At 52.9% G+C, this 15578-nt stretch carries 20 protein-coding genes and 1 tRNA gene; 9 read left to right on the top strand and 12 right to left on the bottom strand.

All coding sequences use genetic code 11. The features are described 5' to 3' along the window. Nucleotides 1-7: 7 nt before the first annotated feature. Genes mnmA through rluE form a run of 4 tightly spaced genes read right to left on the bottom strand, consistent with a single transcriptional unit; the run spans nucleotide 8 to nucleotide 2649 of the window. A complete protein-coding gene (gene mnmA, locus MUA00_RS20520) occupies nucleotides 8-1129 on the bottom strand; it encodes a tRNA 2-thiouridine(34) synthase MnmA (protein ID WP_271125026.1) in 1122 nt (373 codons plus the stop codon). 54 nt (nucleotides 1130-1183) lie between these two features. Further along, on the bottom strand, nucleotides 1184-1633 hold the full coding sequence (locus MUA00_RS20515) for an NUDIX hydrolase (RefSeq protein WP_271124829.1): 450 nt from the start codon (nucleotides 1631-1633) through the stop codon (nucleotides 1184-1186). Between the two features lie 24 nt (nucleotides 1634-1657). Further along, complete coding sequence (locus MUA00_RS20510) at nucleotides 1658-1987, bottom strand: lysozyme inhibitor LprI family protein (RefSeq protein ID WP_271124828.1); 330 nt, start codon at nucleotides 1985-1987, stop codon at nucleotides 1658-1660. Continuing rightward, entirely contained in the window at nucleotides 1984-2649 is a 666-nt protein-coding gene (gene rluE, locus MUA00_RS20505; RefSeq protein WP_271124827.1) for a 23S rRNA pseudouridine(2457) synthase RluE, read from the bottom strand. Before rluE ends, MUA00_RS20510 begins: the two co-directional genes overlap by 4 nt. Before the next feature lie 103 nt (nucleotides 2650-2752). Between rluE and icd the strand changes: the two genes are divergently transcribed. Further along, the gene (gene icd, locus MUA00_RS20500; protein WP_271124826.1) at nucleotides 2753-4003 is read left to right on the top strand and encodes an NADP-dependent isocitrate dehydrogenase; all 1251 of its coding nucleotides are present in this window, start codon (nucleotides 2753-2755) and stop codon (nucleotides 4001-4003) included. 310 nt (nucleotides 4004-4313) lie between these two features. Here the strand turns inward: icd and MUA00_RS20495 are convergent, their stop codons facing one another. Then, a complete protein-coding gene (locus MUA00_RS20495; RefSeq protein WP_408639730.1) occupies nucleotides 4314-4745 on the bottom strand; it encodes a GNAT family N-acetyltransferase in 432 nt (143 codons plus the stop codon). Beyond that, on the bottom strand, nucleotides 4702-5217 hold the full coding sequence (locus tag MUA00_RS20490) for a hypothetical protein (protein ID WP_271124825.1): 516 nt from the start codon (nucleotides 5215-5217) through the stop codon (nucleotides 4702-4704). The genes MUA00_RS20495 and MUA00_RS20490 overlap by 44 nt, the downstream gene beginning before the upstream one ends. A 438-nt stretch (nucleotides 5218-5655) precedes the next feature. Between MUA00_RS20490 and MUA00_RS20485 the strand changes: the two genes are divergently transcribed. Together MUA00_RS20485 and MUA00_RS20480 are read left to right on the top strand one after the other, a co-directional pair. Further along, entirely contained in the window at nucleotides 5656-5919 is a 264-nt protein-coding gene (locus MUA00_RS20485; RefSeq protein ID WP_271124824.1) for a hypothetical protein, read from the top strand. A gap of 446 nt (nucleotides 5920-6365) precedes the next feature. Continuing rightward, nucleotides 6366-6441: transfer RNA gene (locus MUA00_RS20480), tRNA-Thr, on the top strand. Between the two features lie 94 nt (nucleotides 6442-6535). Here the strand turns inward: MUA00_RS20480 and MUA00_RS20475 are convergent. After that, complete coding sequence (locus tag MUA00_RS20475) at nucleotides 6536-6778, bottom strand: DinI family protein (RefSeq protein WP_271124823.1); 243 nt, start codon at nucleotides 6776-6778, stop codon at nucleotides 6536-6538. Between the two features lie 532 nt (nucleotides 6779-7310). Between MUA00_RS20475 and cspG the strand changes: the two genes are divergently transcribed. The 3 genes from cspG (at nucleotide 7311) to MUA00_RS20460 (ending at nucleotide 8289) form a co-directional block, all read left to right on the top strand. Beyond that, nucleotides 7311-7523, top strand: coding sequence for a cold shock protein CspG (gene cspG / locus MUA00_RS20470; RefSeq protein WP_121267867.1), 213 nt, complete (start codon nucleotides 7311-7313; stop codon nucleotides 7521-7523). Between the two features lie 177 nt (nucleotides 7524-7700). Then, nucleotides 7701-7859 (top strand): YqaE/Pmp3 family membrane protein, encoded by a 159-nt coding sequence (locus tag MUA00_RS20465; protein ID WP_121267868.1) that lies wholly within the window; start codon nucleotides 7701-7703, stop codon nucleotides 7857-7859. A gap of 124 nt (nucleotides 7860-7983) precedes the next feature. Then, the gene (locus MUA00_RS20460) at nucleotides 7984-8289 is read left to right on the top strand and encodes a hypothetical protein (RefSeq protein WP_271124822.1); all 306 of its coding nucleotides are present in this window, start codon (nucleotides 7984-7986) and stop codon (nucleotides 8287-8289) included. Here the strand turns inward: MUA00_RS20460 and MUA00_RS20455 are convergent. Further along, nucleotides 8286-8636: a DUF488 domain-containing protein gene (locus MUA00_RS20455; protein WP_271124821.1), complete on the bottom strand. Its 351-nt coding sequence runs from the start codon at nucleotides 8634-8636 to the stop codon at nucleotides 8286-8288. The genes MUA00_RS20460 and MUA00_RS20455 overlap by 4 nt on opposite strands. Beyond that, nucleotides 8633-9136, bottom strand: a complete 504-nt coding sequence (locus tag MUA00_RS20450; protein ID WP_271124820.1) for a DUF523 domain-containing protein — start codon at nucleotides 9134-9136, stop codon at nucleotides 8633-8635. Before MUA00_RS20450 ends, MUA00_RS20455 begins: the two co-directional genes overlap by 4 nt. A gap of 156 nt (nucleotides 9137-9292) precedes the next feature. Here MUA00_RS20450 and MUA00_RS20445 point away from each other — a divergent pair, with 156 nt between their 5' ends. Then, nucleotides 9293-10000, top strand: coding sequence for a CTP synthase C-terminal region-related (seleno)protein (locus MUA00_RS20445; RefSeq protein ID WP_271124819.1), 708 nt, complete (start codon nucleotides 9293-9295; stop codon nucleotides 9998-10000). Between the two features lie 45 nt (nucleotides 10001-10045). Here MUA00_RS20445 and MUA00_RS20440 read toward each other — a convergent pair whose 3' ends face one another. Both MUA00_RS20440 and MUA00_RS20435 read right to left on the bottom strand, forming a co-directional pair. Beyond that, nucleotides 10046-10795, bottom strand: coding sequence for a class I SAM-dependent methyltransferase (locus tag MUA00_RS20440; RefSeq protein ID WP_271124818.1), 750 nt, complete (start codon nucleotides 10793-10795; stop codon nucleotides 10046-10048). 35 nt (nucleotides 10796-10830) lie between these two features. Next, nucleotides 10831-12033 carry a CynX/NimT family MFS transporter gene (locus MUA00_RS20435; RefSeq protein WP_271124817.1) on the bottom strand — a complete coding sequence of 401 codons (1203 nt, stop codon included), beginning with the start codon at nucleotides 12031-12033 and terminating at the stop codon, nucleotides 10831-10833. A 98-nt stretch (nucleotides 12034-12131) separates the two neighbouring features. On the opposite strand from MUA00_RS20435, the gene MUA00_RS20430 reads away from it, so the two are divergent. Next, nucleotides 12132-12917 (top strand): AraC family transcriptional regulator, encoded by a 786-nt coding sequence (locus tag MUA00_RS20430; protein WP_271124816.1) that lies wholly within the window; start codon nucleotides 12132-12134, stop codon nucleotides 12915-12917. Here MUA00_RS20430 and MUA00_RS20425 read toward each other — a convergent pair. After that, on the bottom strand, nucleotides 12914-14452 hold the full coding sequence (locus MUA00_RS20425) for a methyl-accepting chemotaxis protein (protein ID WP_271124815.1): 1539 nt from the start codon (nucleotides 14450-14452) through the stop codon (nucleotides 12914-12916). The two genes, MUA00_RS20430 and MUA00_RS20425, sit on opposite strands and share 4 nt — an antisense overlap. A 306-nt stretch (nucleotides 14453-14758) precedes the next feature. On the opposite strand from MUA00_RS20425, the gene MUA00_RS20420 reads away from it, so the two are divergent. Further along, complete coding sequence (locus MUA00_RS20420) at nucleotides 14759-15577, top strand: ABC transporter substrate-binding protein (protein WP_271125024.1); 819 nt, start codon at nucleotides 14759-14761, stop codon at nucleotides 15575-15577. The last annotated feature ends 1 nt before the right edge of the window (nucleotide 15578 follow it).

The following is a 15578-nucleotide window of genomic DNA, read 5'->3' as shown; positions in this document are numbered from 1 at the left end:
CCGCAAATTAATCGATGAGCGGCAAACGCTGCTCAATAATACCGCCGCCCAGGCAGACTTCGCCGCTGTAAAATACCGCGGACTGGCCTGGTGTGACTGCCGCAACCGGCTCTTCGAAACGCACTTCAATGCGATCGGCATCGATTGGGGTGATGGTGCAGGGAATATCTGTCTGGCGGTAACGCGTTTTCACCGTGCAGGCAAGCGGCTTGCTGAGCGTTTCGCGGTCGACCCAGTGCAGTTGTTGTGCAATCAGGCCAACGGACATCAGGCGCGGATGATCGTGTCCCTGCGCGACAACCAGAATGTTGTTCTCAACATCTTTATCGACGACATACCACGGATCTTCGCTGCCTTCTTTGGTGCCGCCGATGCCCAGACCTTTACGCTGACCAAGGGTGTGATACATCAGGCCCTGATGTTCGCCAATGGTTTCGCCGTCAACCGTAACGATTTTACCCGGCTGAGCAGGGAGATAGCGGCCCAGGAACTCACGGAATTTGCGCTCGCCGATAAAACAGATGCCGGTGGAGTCTTTTTTCTTCGCGGTGATGAGATCAAGCTCTTCGGCAATGCGGCGCACTTCGGGTTTTTCTAATTCGCCGACCGGGAACAGGCTCTGAGCGATTTGCTCATGGCCGAGCGTATAGAGGAAATAGCTCTGGTCTTTGTTGCCGTCAAGCCCCCGCAGCAGTTGGCTTTTGCCGTTTACATCCGCGCGCCTGACGTAATGGCCGGTTGCGATGTAATCCGCGCCCAAATCTTCTGCGGCGAATTCGAGGAAGGCTTTAAATTTGATTTCTTTGTTGCACAGAATATCGGGGTTTGGCGTGCGCCCGGCTTTATACTCTTCCAGGAAGTGTTCAAACACGTTATCCCAGTATTCAGCAGCAAAGTTAACGGTGTGCAGTTCAATGCCGAGCTTGTCGCATACGGCCTGCGCATCCGCTAAATCAGCGGCTGCGGTACAGTACTCCTCGCCATCATCCTCTTCCCAGTTCTTCATGAACAGGCCTTCTACCTTGTAACCCTGCTGTTGCAGCAGGTAAGCAGAAACGGAGGAATCAACACCGCCGGACATCCCGACGATCACTTTTTTCTGGCTGTTATCAGACATGGAGTTACTCACGACATTGAACTTAAAGGCGGCATATTCTATCACGCATCCCCGGGCCTGGCACCCTTAAGTAAAGGGCCAGTTAAATGCGCCGAGCATACCGAGCGGATAACGTTCAGCTTGCTGATAGCAGCGGATACTCTCGGCGACCAGCGGCGAGCGTAAATTCGTGGCGTTAATGATTTGTTGCGCATCCAGCCACAGGCAGCGGTCGATATCGCTGTCATGCGGCTGCGTGGGAAGCTGCTCTGGCAGGTCGATAGCAAACAGAAAGCGCAAGAAAGGCGTTTTATCCGGCGCTATCCATTGATGCATGCGGATAAACGACTGGGGCCGGGCGCGTATGCCGGTTTCTTCGTAAAGCTCGCGGCTTGCGGCCTCAGGCAGCGTTTCGTCAGCTTCAAGATGCCCGGCAGGCTGATTCCACAGGGCTTTGCCGTTAATGGTCTCTTCTACAACCAGAAACTTTCCCTGCGCCTGCACCACGCAGGCCACGGTCACGTGCGGTTTGAACATAGGGATCCTTATTAAAGCGGTTTGTTAAAGCGGCTTGTTAATGTTGTCGTACATCGCATCCAGCTCTTGCAGGCGCCGATCGTAGGCTTTTGTCAGGCAGGTCACGTTGCCGCCGCACTGGCGGCGATTTTTGAGCCAGCTCTGCTGGGCATCCTGAATAGCGCCGCGGCCTCCCATCGCAAACAGCCCTTTCAGGAACTGATATTTGGTGTTCATTTCCACATCTTTATCATTCAGGGAAAGATGGGCGCAGATGGCTTTCTCATCCGCCGCGTTGGCCTTCTGGCAGTCAAAGCTTGCCGCGCCGGCGGTAAGCGGGGTCAGTAACGCGAGCGTTAAAATGAGGCTTTTCATTTACTGCTCTCCTGCGGGATCTCCCGCCATTGCCCGTTATCGAGACCGTCGAGCGTATACGCTCCCATCGCATAACGAATCAGACGCAGCGTAGGATAACCCACGTGCGCCGTCATACGACGAACCTGGCGGTTACGGCCTTCATAAAGCGTGATTTTCAGCCAGCTTACAGGGATATTTTTGCGCTCACGAATAGGGGGATTGCGCGGCCACAGCCAATCCGGTTCGTTAACCCGCTCAATGCCAGCAGGCAGAGTGGGGCCGTCGTTGAGCGTAACGCCATTGCGCAGCGCGTCCAGCGCTTCTTCACCGGGCACGCCTTCAACCTGCACATAATAAATCTTGCCGGTTCGCTTGCCTGGCTGTGTTAGTTTTGCCTGCAGAGCGCCATCGTTGGTAAGCACCAGCAGGCCTTCGCTGTCCCGGTCAAGGCGGCCTGCGGCGTAGATTCCTTGTAACGGGATGTAATCTTTCAGCGTGCTGCGTCCCGCTTCGTCGGTAAACTGCGGCAGGACATCGTAGGGTTTATTGAAGATAACCAGCCGCTTCGGGCCGTTGGATACCGGCTTTTTGGCTGGCTGTCTGGTGCTGAATCGTTTAACTGAGTGATTTCTAAAAGAAGTTTTATTCATAGTGTTTTCAGGCGTCAGGTATTCACGCATTATAACGGAAATCACCAGTGATTGGCGCGGGCCTGATATTCAAGTAGTATTGACACGCATATTACAAATCATTAACAAACAGAAGCGCTCGAAGGAGAGGTTAATGGAAAGCAAAGTAGTTGTTCCGGCGGAAGGTAAAAAGATCACCCTGCAAGATGGCAAACTGAACGTTCCTCACAACCCAATCATTCCTTTCATTGAAGGTGATGGTATCGGTGTGGATGTGACGCCAGCCATGATTAAAGTGGTAGATGCCGCCGTGCAAAAAGCCTACAAGGGCGAGCGGAAAATTTCCTGGATGGAAATCTATACCGGCGAAAAATCTACCCAACTGTACGGCCAGGATGTCTGGCTGCCAGAAGAAACTCTGGACCTGATTCGTGACTACCGCGTTGCCATCAAAGGCCCGCTGACTACCCCGGTCGGTGGCGGTATTCGTTCTCTGAACGTTGCGCTGCGTCAGCAGCTCGACCTGTACGTGTGTCTGCGCCCGGTGCGTTACTACGCGGGCACGCCAAGCCCGGTAAAACACCCTGAACTGACCAACATGGTTATCTTCCGCGAGAACTCAGAAGATATCTACGCGGGCATCGAGTGGAAAGCAGACAGCGCCGAAGCTGAAAAAGTCATCAAGTTCCTGCGCGATGAGATGAATGTCACGAAGATTCGTTTCCCTGAACATTGCGGTATCGGCATCAAGCCTTGCTCCGAAGAAGGCACCAAACGCCTGGTTCGCGCAGCCATCGAATACGCAATCACCAACGACCGTGATTCCGTAACCCTGGTTCACAAAGGCAACATCATGAAGTTCACCGAAGGCGCTTTCAAAGACTGGGGTTACCAGTTAGCGCGTGAAGAATTTGGTGGTGAGCTGATCGACGGCGGTCCGTGGGTGAAAATCAAAAACCCAAATACCGGCAAAGAAATCGTTGTTAAAGACGTTATCGCCGATGCGTTCCTGCAGCAGATCCTGCTGCGCCCTGCGGAATACGACGTTATCGCCTGTATGAACCTGAACGGCGACTATATCTCCGACGCCCTGGCAGCGCAGGTTGGCGGTATCGGTATTGCTCCAGGTGCGAACATCGGTGACGAATGCGCATTGTTCGAAGCGACCCACGGCACCGCACCAAAATATGCAGGCCAGGATAAAGTGAACCCAGGTTCTATCATCCTGTCCGCAGAAATGATGCTGCGTCATATGGAATGGTTCGAAGCGGCAGACCTGATCGTCAAAGGTATGGAAGGCGCGATTAACGCCAAAACCGTCACTTACGATTTCGAACGTCTGATGGACGGCGCTAAGTTGCTGAAATGTTCAGAGTTTGGCGACGCTATCATTGAAAACATGTAATCAGCCCTGCTGATTGTGTGATAACGGGAGCCTGCGGGTTCCCGTTTTTTATTATTCGTATTCGGATGGTTAGCGAAATTTTATCAAATAAGTTATCAAAACCTCTTTTCCAAAGAATCCTAAGCTATTTAGTTCATACGTAACCGGGGTCTTTTGTAATCCGGACCCAATCAGATTTGACGGTCAGTTCGGTGCCAGAAGTGGGCGTTATATTGATTCTGGAATAACGCCAGGTTGGCGATTGGTTTAATTGGCCACAACGGTTTAAGTGAAGCGGTGAAGTGACCTTATGAACGGGTGAGCAATGCGTTTATTTCAATTTTCTTACCCATTCATTCAAAGTAAGAGAATAGAGCAGACTAGGGGGCGCATCTTTAACATCATGGATATCTCTGATGTATTTCAGCCCGGCTTTTTGGAGAACCTTTTGCGACGCTAAATGGTTTCCTCTAACAACGGTAGAAATTTCAGGCAGTTTAATCTCATCGAATCCATATTTAACTGCGCATCCAGAAAATTCTGTCGCCAAACCTTTTCCCCATGCTTCTGTGGCGAAACAATAACCCAGATTAATAATAGAGATGTCGGCATAGCTGAGAATGTTCAGTCCCCCAAAACCGATAATTCTTTCAGGGTTAACGAGGCAAATCCCGTAAGAGCGAGGGTTGCCCCCACCGTTGCATAAAGCTGACCAAAGGCTATCGATCCCGTAATCTGCCTGCGGCCAGCATGAAGAAAGCAACACCCACTCCGGAGGAGGGGGATTTTTTCGCTGATGAGGTCGCACAGGCCAGCAGGATGCCGGACAGTATGACGTAGCCCGCTCCGCAGCCGGAAATAGCCACCATGAGAAACCGTGACTGAATGCGAACAGAACAAGCGGTGCGGCCATAAAAATTGCGCCAGGCGGCGAGCTGGCTCATGCCGATGAACGCCGTCACCGCGCCCGTTAGCACGGCAAGGATCCCGGCGCCCCCGCTTACCATCCACAACATACTGGTGGTTGAGCTATCCACGTCAGAATGGTTATGCAATATTTCTGGGCCAAAGCTCCACCATGCCGCGCTGGCCGTTCCGCTGATGAATGAAATGACGGCAAGGCGCTGCATCGGTTTGCTCAGAAAAATTTCACGCCAGCTACTTTTCTCAGCGCGACCATTCATGCCGCTGCCGGGCAGATAACGAATAACAGGGGCCAGGCAGATGAGCGCCATGACGCCAAAAATTATGCAAGCTACGCGCCATCCTCCGGGAACAATAAGCAAGACAAGGACGGACAATATTATGCCTGCGCTGGTTCCGGCATTGATAACGGTATTCGCCAGCGTTTGCTGCTTTTCAGGAATACTGCGGGCGGGGGCAAAGGAGAGCAGAGCTTTGAAGGGGGGAACTGGCTGAGATCTAGCGACTTTCAGGAGGTTATTATCGAAAATATATAATCAGTATGTTGATTGTGGGATAACGGAGCCTCAGGCTGCCGTTTTTTTCTGCTTATGAATCGTTCGACTGGTCTGACTTCCATTAAAACTGCAATTAATTACACCCTAACTAAAATTTCTTTGCCTATATTTAATGAATCTTTTTATCCATACCTTCTTCTGCAGGGTGTAGATGTTAATGCTTTGTTATTTATTGAAAATAAGGGAAATTAAATGAACAGTGATCAAGTCTTTCCTGCTTTCCCGGTGACCGACTGGCAAATTGGCCCTGCTGAGGAAAATTCCTCACTGGTTATCAAGTTCGGTTACAGCACTTCCCCCTATGGCACTAACGCTTCAACTTTTGATTCACAATTTTTTGCTTTAACGCCAGAAAAGGCACGCAGCCTTATTCATGACTTAGAGCTTTACGCTAAGCGTTGCGATGGCGTTTCGGTGACGAGTGAGTTAACCCGTATTGGCGAGTCTTATTTGTAGATCAGAGACTAAATTGCTGCAGCACGGGAGCCTTCCGCTCCCGCTTTACTTCCGGCCTCATTGTTCCTCAATTTGCAGCCCGTAAGTTTTAACCTTCTCAGGCCAACGGCTTTCTCTTCATCACTAAGCACCGGAACGGCGTGGTTATGTGCTACCGCACTGGCGTCCGTGCGCTAATCGACCGATGGAAGCGCCATTCGCTGGAGGATTTTCTCTGCTCCGTGCGGACCCGGCCCATCGGTATAAGCCATAGGGTATTCGGTTAGTTTTTCAAAAGGAATTCGGGCGGGGTAAAAAGCATGACACCGCGGATGTGAGAAATGAAAGGCTGACTGTTGAAGAGATGACCAATAAGAAGTGATTTATATCAAGCGGTTGAATTTTTAACCGAACGGTATCAAGGGGAATTGCAACGCACAAAAGGGATGTGTAATATGCCCGCCAGTGCCGACTTAGCTCAGTAGGTAGAGCAACTGACTTGTAATCAGTAGGTCACCAGTTCGATTCCGGTAGTCGGCACCATTTCCTCTCTCTTCGCTTCAAATCCAGCCCTGTTGACTTGCTAACCAGACGACGATTGCAACCACAATTAAAACTATTGTTGTTTTTCTCATTGCTATTCCTCGGTAACCAGCCAGAAATCGGCTTCGTCGAACATCTCTTCAACCAGACGGTTGATTCTTTCTTTTTCGCTTTTCGTGCAGTCGCTGTTAACGGCGTTAGCCTGCATTGGCTTAACCCGCACTTCGGCCTCGGGGAAAAGATTTTGCATCCGGCGCGTGAGCTCAGCAAGGATCTTCTCATTTGCACCCGGCAGACCCGCCACGTTTCGTTTGTCGTAAACCAGTTCAATGTACATTCATAGACCTTTCATAAGGCTGTATTTATATACAGTAATAAATCTCAGGTACAAGAGCAAGAAGTATCGCCTGAGAAAAAGCGGGAACCGGCGGCTCCCGGAGCAGCGTTATTTACCAGAACGCGTCAATAAACGGATAACCAGGCCGCCCGTGGCGGCAAGCCGCGCCGCTGCCAATTTATCTGCTTTACCCTTACGCCAGCTATTACCCGGCTCGCCTGAGAAAATTTATTGATCTGATGAAAGAAGTGATGCCCGGCCCTACTGGGACAAGGCCTCCGGGGGGGATAAACGAAGCGGCTACAAGGACATAGAACCCTCGAGAATGAAAATAATTCTTGCTTAGGCGGGGTTACCATGCGTAAATGCGCCATCGGTTTGGAACACAGACCTTATGAAAGCAGTTTTAGTAAAGCAGTTCACAATAGATACCCTTCTTCGTGAGTCTCCTCCTAAGCGCCTAAATAAGAAACGATCTGCAATACAGACCACGTTCGCCACGTTATGTGGCCAAATAATTGAGGAAGTATCTATGTCTAATAAAATGACTGGTTTAGTAAAATGGTTCAACGCTGAGAAAGGCTTCGGCTTCATCACTCCTGACAACGGCAGCAAAGATGTATTCGTACATTTCTCTGCAATCCAGAGCAACGATTTCAAAACTCTGGACGAAGGTCAGAAAGTTGAGTTCTCAATCGAGAACGGCGCTAAAGGCCCAGCGGCAGCTAACGTAGTTGCTCTGTAAGTCTTAAGACGCTCGCTGTTTTCAGCGAACTAAAAAACCCGCTTATGGCGGGTTTTTGCATTCCCGGGCGGCGATAATTCGTCAGGGATTTTTGCGAAAACCCAACCTCCAGGCTACGCTTAATGTGAAAATTGATTTGCATTACAAGCAGTTGGATATTTTTAAACAGGAGAGTTTATGGGTTTTTGGCGCGTAGTTATTACGATTTTGCTCCCACCCCTTGGCGTACTTATCGGTAAAGGGTTTGGCTGGGCGTTTATTCTGAACATTATTCTGACGCTGTTAGGCTACATCCCAGGTTTGATTCACGCGTTTTGGGTACAAACCCGGGACTAATTTATCGCTCGTACGCCAGAACCCGCCCAACGGCGGGTTTTTTGTTTTTCTGATTCGCTACTGTTTACAAACACAGCTAAGAATGTTCTGATATTTCGCGCATGTGAACAACAAGAGAAGTGATATGTTTCAGTTAAAGCCGGGCACCCTGGCGATGATTATCGGCTCGCGAACTGCCAGAGGCCGGGTCAATGTTGGTAAAGCCGTTGAGCTGTTTGGTTTGTGTCTGCCGGGGGAGCGTTTTGTGAATCCGGTAACGGGCGTCATCACGCAATTACCGCTGGAGGCCAGTTATCCCCTTTGGCTGGTTACCGGGGATGTGGTGGCATTTGACGGGCGGGAAGGGTATGCCTTTGTTCGTGCCGAACATCTTATGCCGCTTGATAAACCTTCCGTCTCGCAGGTAGACGAAAAGCAGGCCGTTCGTTAGTTTTCAAGACGGCGTAAAAAATCAGCCAGCACCAGCGCATGGTTTTGTTCAGTATTTTTTGCGCCATAAAGCAAAGTAACGGTTTCTTTCTGTGCACGTTTTGCCAGCGCTTGCGCCGCGCCGCCTGCTTCTTTTAATTCCTCACGATAGCATTTGCTGAATTCGACAAAATCAATGGCCTCACCGTGAAAGGCTTTGCGCAGTTCAGTTGACGGCGCCAGAGTTTTCGCCCACTCATCGTAGCGTAAATCCGTTTTCTTCACGCCGCGCGGCCACAGGCGATCCACCAGTACCCGGTAGCCATCATCCTGCGCGGCCTCATCATAAACGCGTTTGCAGCGAATCATTGCGGCTCCTTTTCGAACTCTTCTATACGACTTATCAGCGCCGGAAGCTGGTGCCCGGCATAAACCTCGATGCCATGCTGACGCAGCAGTGCTGCGGCCACCCCGGCGCCTGGCAGGGTTACGCCCCGGAAATGTCCATCGTAAACCTTTTGGCTGCCGCAGGTCGGGCTGCCGTCGGTCATCAGGGCAAACTGACAGCCGTTTTCCTGAGCGGTTTTAAGCGCAAGCCAGGCGGCCAGCAGATAAGGCTGGGTAACATCGCGGCCGTCGCTTTCCTGAATGCGTGCTGCGCCGGTTAGTGCGTCGGCGCCGTCGCCGCCGACGAGCTCCGCAGGTAAGCGTGGGGTAGTCAGGCCTGCGGCAAGCTCCGGACAGTGGATGACCAGCCGTTGCTCTTGCTGCCAGCGGTCAAGCGCTGCGGCAATCAGTGGCTTATCGCTGCCGTTATAGCGGACTTTAAATCCCATCAAACAGGCGCTGACCAGAATTTTTGCTTTCATAGCGTAAGGGTTTTGCGAGTTGGGAAACTACGGTACTACAAGGCGGCTGTCGGTTTCTACCCTGCCAATATTCGGCGTTGTCAGACAAACCTAAAGTGACTATTCTATGATTCCTTATGTTGTTCCCTGCAAGTAAACATAAGGATAATCAAAGAAATGCCAGCCTCCATCCTCAAATCCACTCTTCGAATTGCGCTAGTCGGTGATTTTAACCCGGCGGTCATTGCGCATCAGGCCATTCCACGGGCTTTAGATAACGCGGCGGCTGTAGTCGGCGTGACCGCGGATTATGACTGGCTGCCGACTCCGGAAGTTGTCAGCCCGGAAGATTTAGTCGGTTACGACGCAATCTGGTGCGTTCCCGCAAGCCCCTATCAAAACGACGACGGCGCGTTTCTGGCGATACGCTATGCGCGTGAAAACGGCGTTCCCTTCCTCGGCACCTGCGGAGGATTTCAGTATTCAGTCGTTGAATATGCCCGCAATGTTATGGGCTGGAACGACGCGGGACATGCAGAAACGGACAGCGAAGGGCGGCTGGTGATTGCGCCGTTAAGCTGCTCGCTGGTGGAAAAATCCGACACCATTAAACTTGCGGAAGATTCAAAAATTGCCCGCGCTTACGGCGCGACAAACATTGAGGAAGGTTATCACTGCAATTATGGCATTGCCGATCTGTTTACCGCAGAGCTTGAGCGCCAGCCGCTGAAAGCGACGGGATGGGATAACCAGGGAGAAATCCGCGCGGTAGAGCTGACCGATCATCCTTTCTTTGTGGGCACGCTGTTCCAGCATGAACGCAACGCGTTAAAAGGCCGACCGGCGCCGTTGGTTGAGGCTCTGCTTCGTGCGGCACAACGCTAAGGGAGTGTGAGAAGGCGGGTAAGCGTGACGTTACCCGCCGGTAAATCAGAGCTTAGCCGCTCGCAGCAGCAGGAAAGGCGGGCGGCGACATTGATTCGCGAGGTCCGGTCGCAGAGCAACGGCCTCGTCACGCGGTTTTGGCTCCAGCAAACGAGTCACTGCAAATCCGCTATCCAGCAGCGTATTCACATAAGTCTCAACCGTACGATGATATTTTTGCACGTCATCCACAAACCAGGTGGTATGCCGCAGCGTTTGTTCCTGATAATGGTCCACGGGCCAAACATCGCCCTTGTCATACGGCACCCAGCCAACCTGAAATGCCGTACACATCGGATGCTCGACGGAAAATATAAACTGGCCGCCGGGCTTTAATGATGCGAAAACTTTTTTACACAGCGCGCTGAAATCTTCGATGTAATGCAGCGCCAGCGAAGAGACAGCCAGATCGAACCGCTGCTCCTGAACCTGAAAATGTTCGATGGCGAGGTGCTGATAAACAATGTTTTCATCATTGGTATCGGCCCTGGCCTGAGCCAGCATTTTCTCCGAAACATCCACGCCATAAATATGAGCAGCGCCGTGGCGGCGGGCGTAGCGGGCAAAATCCCCGAAACCGCAGCCGAGATCCAGAATCGACAGGCCGCCCAGTTCAGGCAGCAGAGAATAGAGCGCAGGCAGTTCCAGTAAGCCATTCAGGCCAGAATCGTTCTCACGTAGCTGCCGATAATTCTCAAAAAAAATCGGGTCGTCAAAAATATTCTGCGGTGCTGATGGTTTAGCTTCTTTTTGCATTGTCGCTCTCCATGATGAGGTTCCGCTTAGGGCAATCAGGCCTTTGCGTCAGCCGCGGAGCCAATTTCAGCGTTGCGGCCAGCCCAGGCGCCAAATACCGCCATGGTTATAGAGAGTAACGCGCATCCCAGCAGAGGCAAGCTCCAGTCGCCTGAAACATCATGAATTTTTCCCATTACCGGCGGGCCGAATGCCGCCAGTAAATAGCCCACGCACTGGGCCATACCGGAAAGGGCGGCCGCCTGATGCGCAGAACCGGTGCGCAGGCCGATAAACGACAGGCCCAGAATCATCGCCGCGCCTGAACCGAATCCGCCAATACAAACCCAGACGCTTGCGAAATCAGGCAGCAGCCACAGGCCGATCGTGCTCAGGCACCATAACATCGCCATTAATACGGCGATGCCGCGCTGATCTTTCAGGCGGCTTAACATCAGGCCAATAACCAGGCCGGGAATGGCGGTCGCCAACTGTAGCAAGCCGTGCAGGGAACCTGCCTGCGCTTCGCTGTAGCCATGGCTTATCAAAATCGAGGGCAGCCAGCCGATGACGACATAATAAATCAGCGAATTAATGCCCAGATACATCGTAACCTGCCAGGCGAGCGGCGAGGACCAGATCCCCCGGCTGTGCAGCGCGCCGCTGTTGCTCAGATTCGCAGGGGTATGGTTCGCTAACTGCGGTAGCCACAGCATCAGCGCGACGACAGGGAATATCATCAGCGCCATTAGCGCGCCCTGCCAGCCGTAGCCGTGCAGCGCGATAGGTACGACCATAACCGAACCGATAGCGGCGGCAATGCCCATAGTCAGCGAATAGGCACCGGTCAGGCGCGCAACCTGGCCGGGGAAATCACGTTTGATAAGGCCCGGCAGCAGCACGTTGCCCATCGCGATACCGCAGCCAATAATTGCGGTGCCGATATACAACAGCGAAGCGCTGCCCGCCGAGCGAAGCGCGATCCCCGCGCAGATGACAAGCATTGCGCCAAATAAACTGCGCTCGGTGCCGAAGCGCCGGGCGATACCCGCCGCCATGGGCGAAACAATTGCAAAGGCGAGAAGGGGCAAGGTGGTCAGCACGCCGGTCTGAGCCGTGGTTAAGCCGAAGGTATCGCGCACCATATCCAGCAGCGGGGCCGCGCCGGTAAAAGTGACGCGCAGCGTCGTGGCAATCATCAGAATACCGAGCAGTAACAGGCCGTGCTTTTTTACGCTCGCTGAAGAGGAAATCGTCATGTTTCGTGTCCCTTAAAATTGAGGCCTAAAGATACACGCTTCTGCCGGTGAGCAAATCAACGTAAAATGACAGTTTATCCCTAAATTCGGACAGAGTAATGGAACGCGGTTTAGCCTTAGAAGGATTTGACCCGGACAGCAGCCTGCAGCAGGCTCTGGCTTTTCGCATACGCGTGGCGGAAAGCGTAAAGGAAATTCCGTTTCATCAGCACCGTAAAGGCCAGCTAATCGTTGCCCTGCACGGCGGGATAACCTGCGAAGTAGAGCAGGCGATGTGGATGGTGCCGACGCAATATGCGGTCTGGATCCCCGGCTCAATGCCGCATAGCAACCGCGCCACGACCAACGCGCGGATCTGCTTTTTATTTATCGAACCCGGTGCGGTGGCGATGCCGGAGCAGTGCTGCACGCTAAAAATTTCTCCGCTGGTGCGGGAATTGATTCTGCGCCTGGCCGAACATCCCCACGACGAAGATGGCACGCCCGCGCGCAAGAGGCTGGTTCAGGTTCTGTTCGACGAACTGCCGCATCAGCCGGTTGAGCAACTGCGTTTGCCGATGTCCCGCCATCCTAAAATCCGTTTGATTGCCGAGCAACTGGCGCAAGATCCGCGAGAGCGGCGAACGCTGGCTCAGTGGGCTTCCCTGTTGGCGATGAGCGAACGTAACCTGGCGCGGTTGGTGGTGAAGGAGACGGGGCTTAACTTCCGCCGCTGGCGGCAGCAGCTACAGCTAATTATTGCCCTGCAATTATTAATAGACGGCGAAGCGGTGCAGAAGGTGGCGGACGCGCTGGGGTATGAGTCCACCAACGCGTTTATTACCATGTTCAGGAAATCTCTGGGGACGACGCCTGGGCGTTACCTGGCGTCGCTTACTCCTTAAACCGCGTTGCTCAAACGGAACTGCGAAACGACTTCGCGCAGCCCGCGGGTCTGGTCGAGCAATGATTCCGCCGCCGCTGCAGCCTGATTTACCATCGCCGCGTTCTGCTGCGTGGTGGCGTCCATTTGACTGATGGCGGTGCTCACCTGCGCAATGCCGCTGCTTTGCTCTTCGCTGGCATGGGTGATTTCAGCCATCAGCGACGCCACGCGTTTTACATCCGCCACGGCGGTATTGATAGTTTTGCCCGCTTCGTTCACCAGTTCGCTGCCGTGCGTGACCTGCGAAACGGAGTTTTCAATCAGCACTTTTATCTCTTTTGCCGCCCCTGCGCTCCGGCTTGCCAGGCTGCGAACTTCTCCGGCGACTACCGCAAAGCCACGCCCCTGATCGCCCGCACGGGCCGCTTCCACGGCGGCGTTAAGCGCCAGAATATTCGTCTGGAAAGCGATACCGTCAATTACGCTGATGATATCGGTGATTTTACTGGCGGAAGCGGAGATCTCGTCCATGGTCTGCACCACGCGAGCCACGACTGCGCCGCCTTGTTCGGCGCTACGCGAAGCGGTTGCCGCAAGCTGGCTGGCGGTTTGCGCATTCTCGGCGTTCTGTTTCACCGTGGCCGTCATCTGCTCCATTGAAGACGCGGTTTGCTCCAGGGCGCTTGCCTGCTCCTCGGTACGGGAGGCGAGGTCCATATTGCCGCTGGCAATTTCACCGGAGCTGTTGGTGATATGGTTGCTGCTTTCATGGACGATGTTAATGATCATCACCAGCTCTTCGCACATGGTTTTCATGGCGGCCATTACGCTTTGCGTATCGCCATCCCGAACGGGAACGTGGCGGGTCAGATCGCCGTTAGCGACGGCATTGGCGATGTCCGCCACCTGCGCAGGCTCGGCGCCAAGCGATCTGAAAATATTGCGATGCACCCAGTACCCGATAAGCAGCAGCAATAACACCGCGGCGCCTGAACCAATCAACTGCCATTTTGCCGTGTTGCTGGAACTGTTCTGTGCGTCTTCGACGGCGTTTTGAGCGTAGTTCGACGAATCCTGCACAAAAGCAGTAATCCCTTTCTCATGGGCGAAGAAATCTTTATCCGCCGCTTTGAGCCGCTCGAACAGCGGCGTTGGCGCCCCGCTGCGAATGAGTTCAATCAGCTCGTTCGCATCTTTGATCATCGCCAGGCCTGCCGTGTACTGCGCGCCGAGCAATTTCTCCTGCAGCTCAACAGGCAAAACGCTTTTCCAGTAATCGATTCGCTGATGCCAGATTTTGCTCAGTCGCTTAATTTCGCCGTCGGCCTGATCGACGGTCAGGGTGCCTTCAACCACGCGGGAAAGCACCAGGCGCATCTCGATAAGATAGACCGGCGCAGGATGAATATCCGCCACCAAATCCTTCGCCAGCATGCCGCTCGCCGTTTTTTGCGCGCTTTGGTGGCTGCCATAAAGCGAAATCGCGGTAACCAGCGCTGACATCAGAACCGAACAGCAGATCAACAACAATAAATTGTGGGTCAGTGATTTCATTTTTATTCTCCTGTTAACTGGCAAAGTTATCGGCCCCGGCGAAAAGAAACTTTTTGCCGCAATGTTAAAAACAAAGGACGCATCACACTTTATTGCCAAAATTCTCCATTTTTTGTTTTTAAAAACAGTTTGTTATGGAAATTATTTCAATATCCATAAGTAAAACTTTTAACAGCGCGCTAACTAAGATTTTTTGCGCATAAGAAAAGGATTTTTAAGCATTGGAAGCGAAACCCGGGTTGTGGGAGCGTAAAGCCCGAGCCTGCTAACAAGCGGGGATAACAAGGAAAATCTATGGCACAGGCAATGACATCCCATAAAAATAAGATCGCTTCGTTACTTCTTCTGGCGCTTGCCGGTTTGGGCGCAGCGGCGGCTCAGGCCGACCAGCTTGCGGATATTCAGAAAGCGGGCGTCGTAAGAGTGGCAACTTTTGACGCTAATCCGCCTTTTGGCTCTGTAGACGCTAAAACACACGATATCGTCGGTTATGACGTTGATTTTGCGAAAGCGCTGGCAATATCGCTTGGCGTTAAGCTTGTGCTGGTTGCTACCAATCCTGCCAACCGCATCCCGCTTTTACAGTCCGGAAAAGTGGATTTGATCGTGGCGGATATCACTATTACGCCGGAGCGTGCGCAGGTAGTGGATTTCTCCACGCCTTACTTTGTAACCGGCCAGCAGTTTCTTGTGTCCGCCGCCTCGCCGGACAAACTTGAGGATTACGGGCATGGGCGCATAGGCGCGGTGAAAGGCACCACGGGTGAACAGGCGCTGCATCAACGCTTCCCGTCCGTGCGCGTGCTTTCCTATGATGATATTCCGCTGGCGTTAACCGCGCTGCGTAACGGCAACGTTCAGGCCATCACCCAGGACAGCACCATTCTGGCTGGGTTGCTGGCCGAAGCGCCTGATAAAGCGAAATTCAAAATCCTGCCGGATTTGCTGAGCAAAGAAGAAATCGGCGTCGGCGTGAAAAAGGGTGAAACGACGCTGCTGCAAGCGGTAAACGGCGAACTGGTGAAGCTTGAGCAAAGCGGCGAAGCGGCCAAAATCTACGCTAGCTGGTTTGGTCCGGGCAGCAAAACGCCACAGCCGCGCGGCTTTAAGATAGAAGCTCAGTAAT

Origin of the sequence: Dryocola boscaweniae (assembly GCF_025215095.1) — a bacterium.
Lineage (GTDB): Bacteria > Pseudomonadota > Gammaproteobacteria > Enterobacterales > Enterobacteriaceae > Dryocola > Dryocola boscaweniae.
The sequence above is the reverse complement of the archived record's forward strand: the minus strand, read 5'-3'. Positions and strand labels throughout refer to the sequence as shown.

Bases quoted from the DNA above. Each gene is read 5' to 3' on its own strand.
- MUA00_RS20515 (WP_271124829.1), bottom strand. From the start codon at position 1,633: ATGTTCAAACCGCACGTGACCGTGGCCTGCGTGGTGCAGGCGCAGGGA.
- MUA00_RS20510 (WP_271124828.1), bottom strand. From the start codon at position 1,987: ATGAAAAGCCTCATTTTAACGCTCGCGTTACTGACCCCGCTTACCGCC.
- rluE (WP_271124827.1), bottom strand. From the start codon at position 2,649: ATGCGTGAATACCTGACGCCTGAAAACACTATGAATAAAACTTCTTTT.
- icd (WP_271124826.1), top strand. From the start codon at position 2,753: ATGGAAAGCAAAGTAGTTGTTCCGGCGGAAGGTAAAAAGATCACCCTG.
- MUA00_RS20490 (WP_271124825.1), bottom strand. From the start codon at position 5,217: ATGGCGCTCATCTGCCTGGCCCCTGTTATTCGTTATCTGCCCGGCAGC.
- MUA00_RS20485 (WP_271124824.1), top strand. From the start codon at position 5,656: ATGAACAGTGATCAAGTCTTTCCTGCTTTCCCGGTGACCGACTGGCAA.
- MUA00_RS20475 (WP_271124823.1), bottom strand. From the start codon at position 6,778: ATGTACATTGAACTGGTTTACGACAAACGAAACGTGGCGGGTCTGCCG.
- cspG (WP_121267867.1), top strand. From the start codon at position 7,311: ATGTCTAATAAAATGACTGGTTTAGTAAAATGGTTCAACGCTGAGAAA.
- MUA00_RS20465 (WP_121267868.1), top strand. From the start codon at position 7,701: ATGGGTTTTTGGCGCGTAGTTATTACGATTTTGCTCCCACCCCTTGGC.
- MUA00_RS20460 (WP_271124822.1), top strand. From the start codon at position 7,984: ATGTTTCAGTTAAAGCCGGGCACCCTGGCGATGATTATCGGCTCGCGA.
- MUA00_RS20455 (WP_271124821.1), bottom strand. From the start codon at position 8,636: ATGATTCGCTGCAAACGCGTTTATGATGAGGCCGCGCAGGATGATGGC.
- MUA00_RS20450 (WP_271124820.1), bottom strand. From the start codon at position 9,136: ATGAAAGCAAAAATTCTGGTCAGCGCCTGTTTGATGGGATTTAAAGTC.
- MUA00_RS20445 (WP_271124819.1), top strand. From the start codon at position 9,293: ATGCCAGCCTCCATCCTCAAATCCACTCTTCGAATTGCGCTAGTCGGT.
- MUA00_RS20440 (WP_271124818.1), bottom strand. From the start codon at position 10,795: ATGCAAAAAGAAGCTAAACCATCAGCACCGCAGAATATTTTTGACGAC.
- MUA00_RS20435 (WP_271124817.1), bottom strand. From the start codon at position 12,033: ATGACGATTTCCTCTTCAGCGAGCGTAAAAAAGCACGGCCTGTTACTG.
- MUA00_RS20430 (WP_271124816.1), top strand. From the start codon at position 12,132: ATGGAACGCGGTTTAGCCTTAGAAGGATTTGACCCGGACAGCAGCCTG.
- MUA00_RS20425 (WP_271124815.1), bottom strand. From the start codon at position 14,452: ATGAAATCACTGACCCACAATTTATTGTTGTTGATCTGCTGTTCGGTT.
- MUA00_RS20420 (WP_271125024.1), top strand. From the start codon at position 14,759: ATGACATCCCATAAAAATAAGATCGCTTCGTTACTTCTTCTGGCGCTT.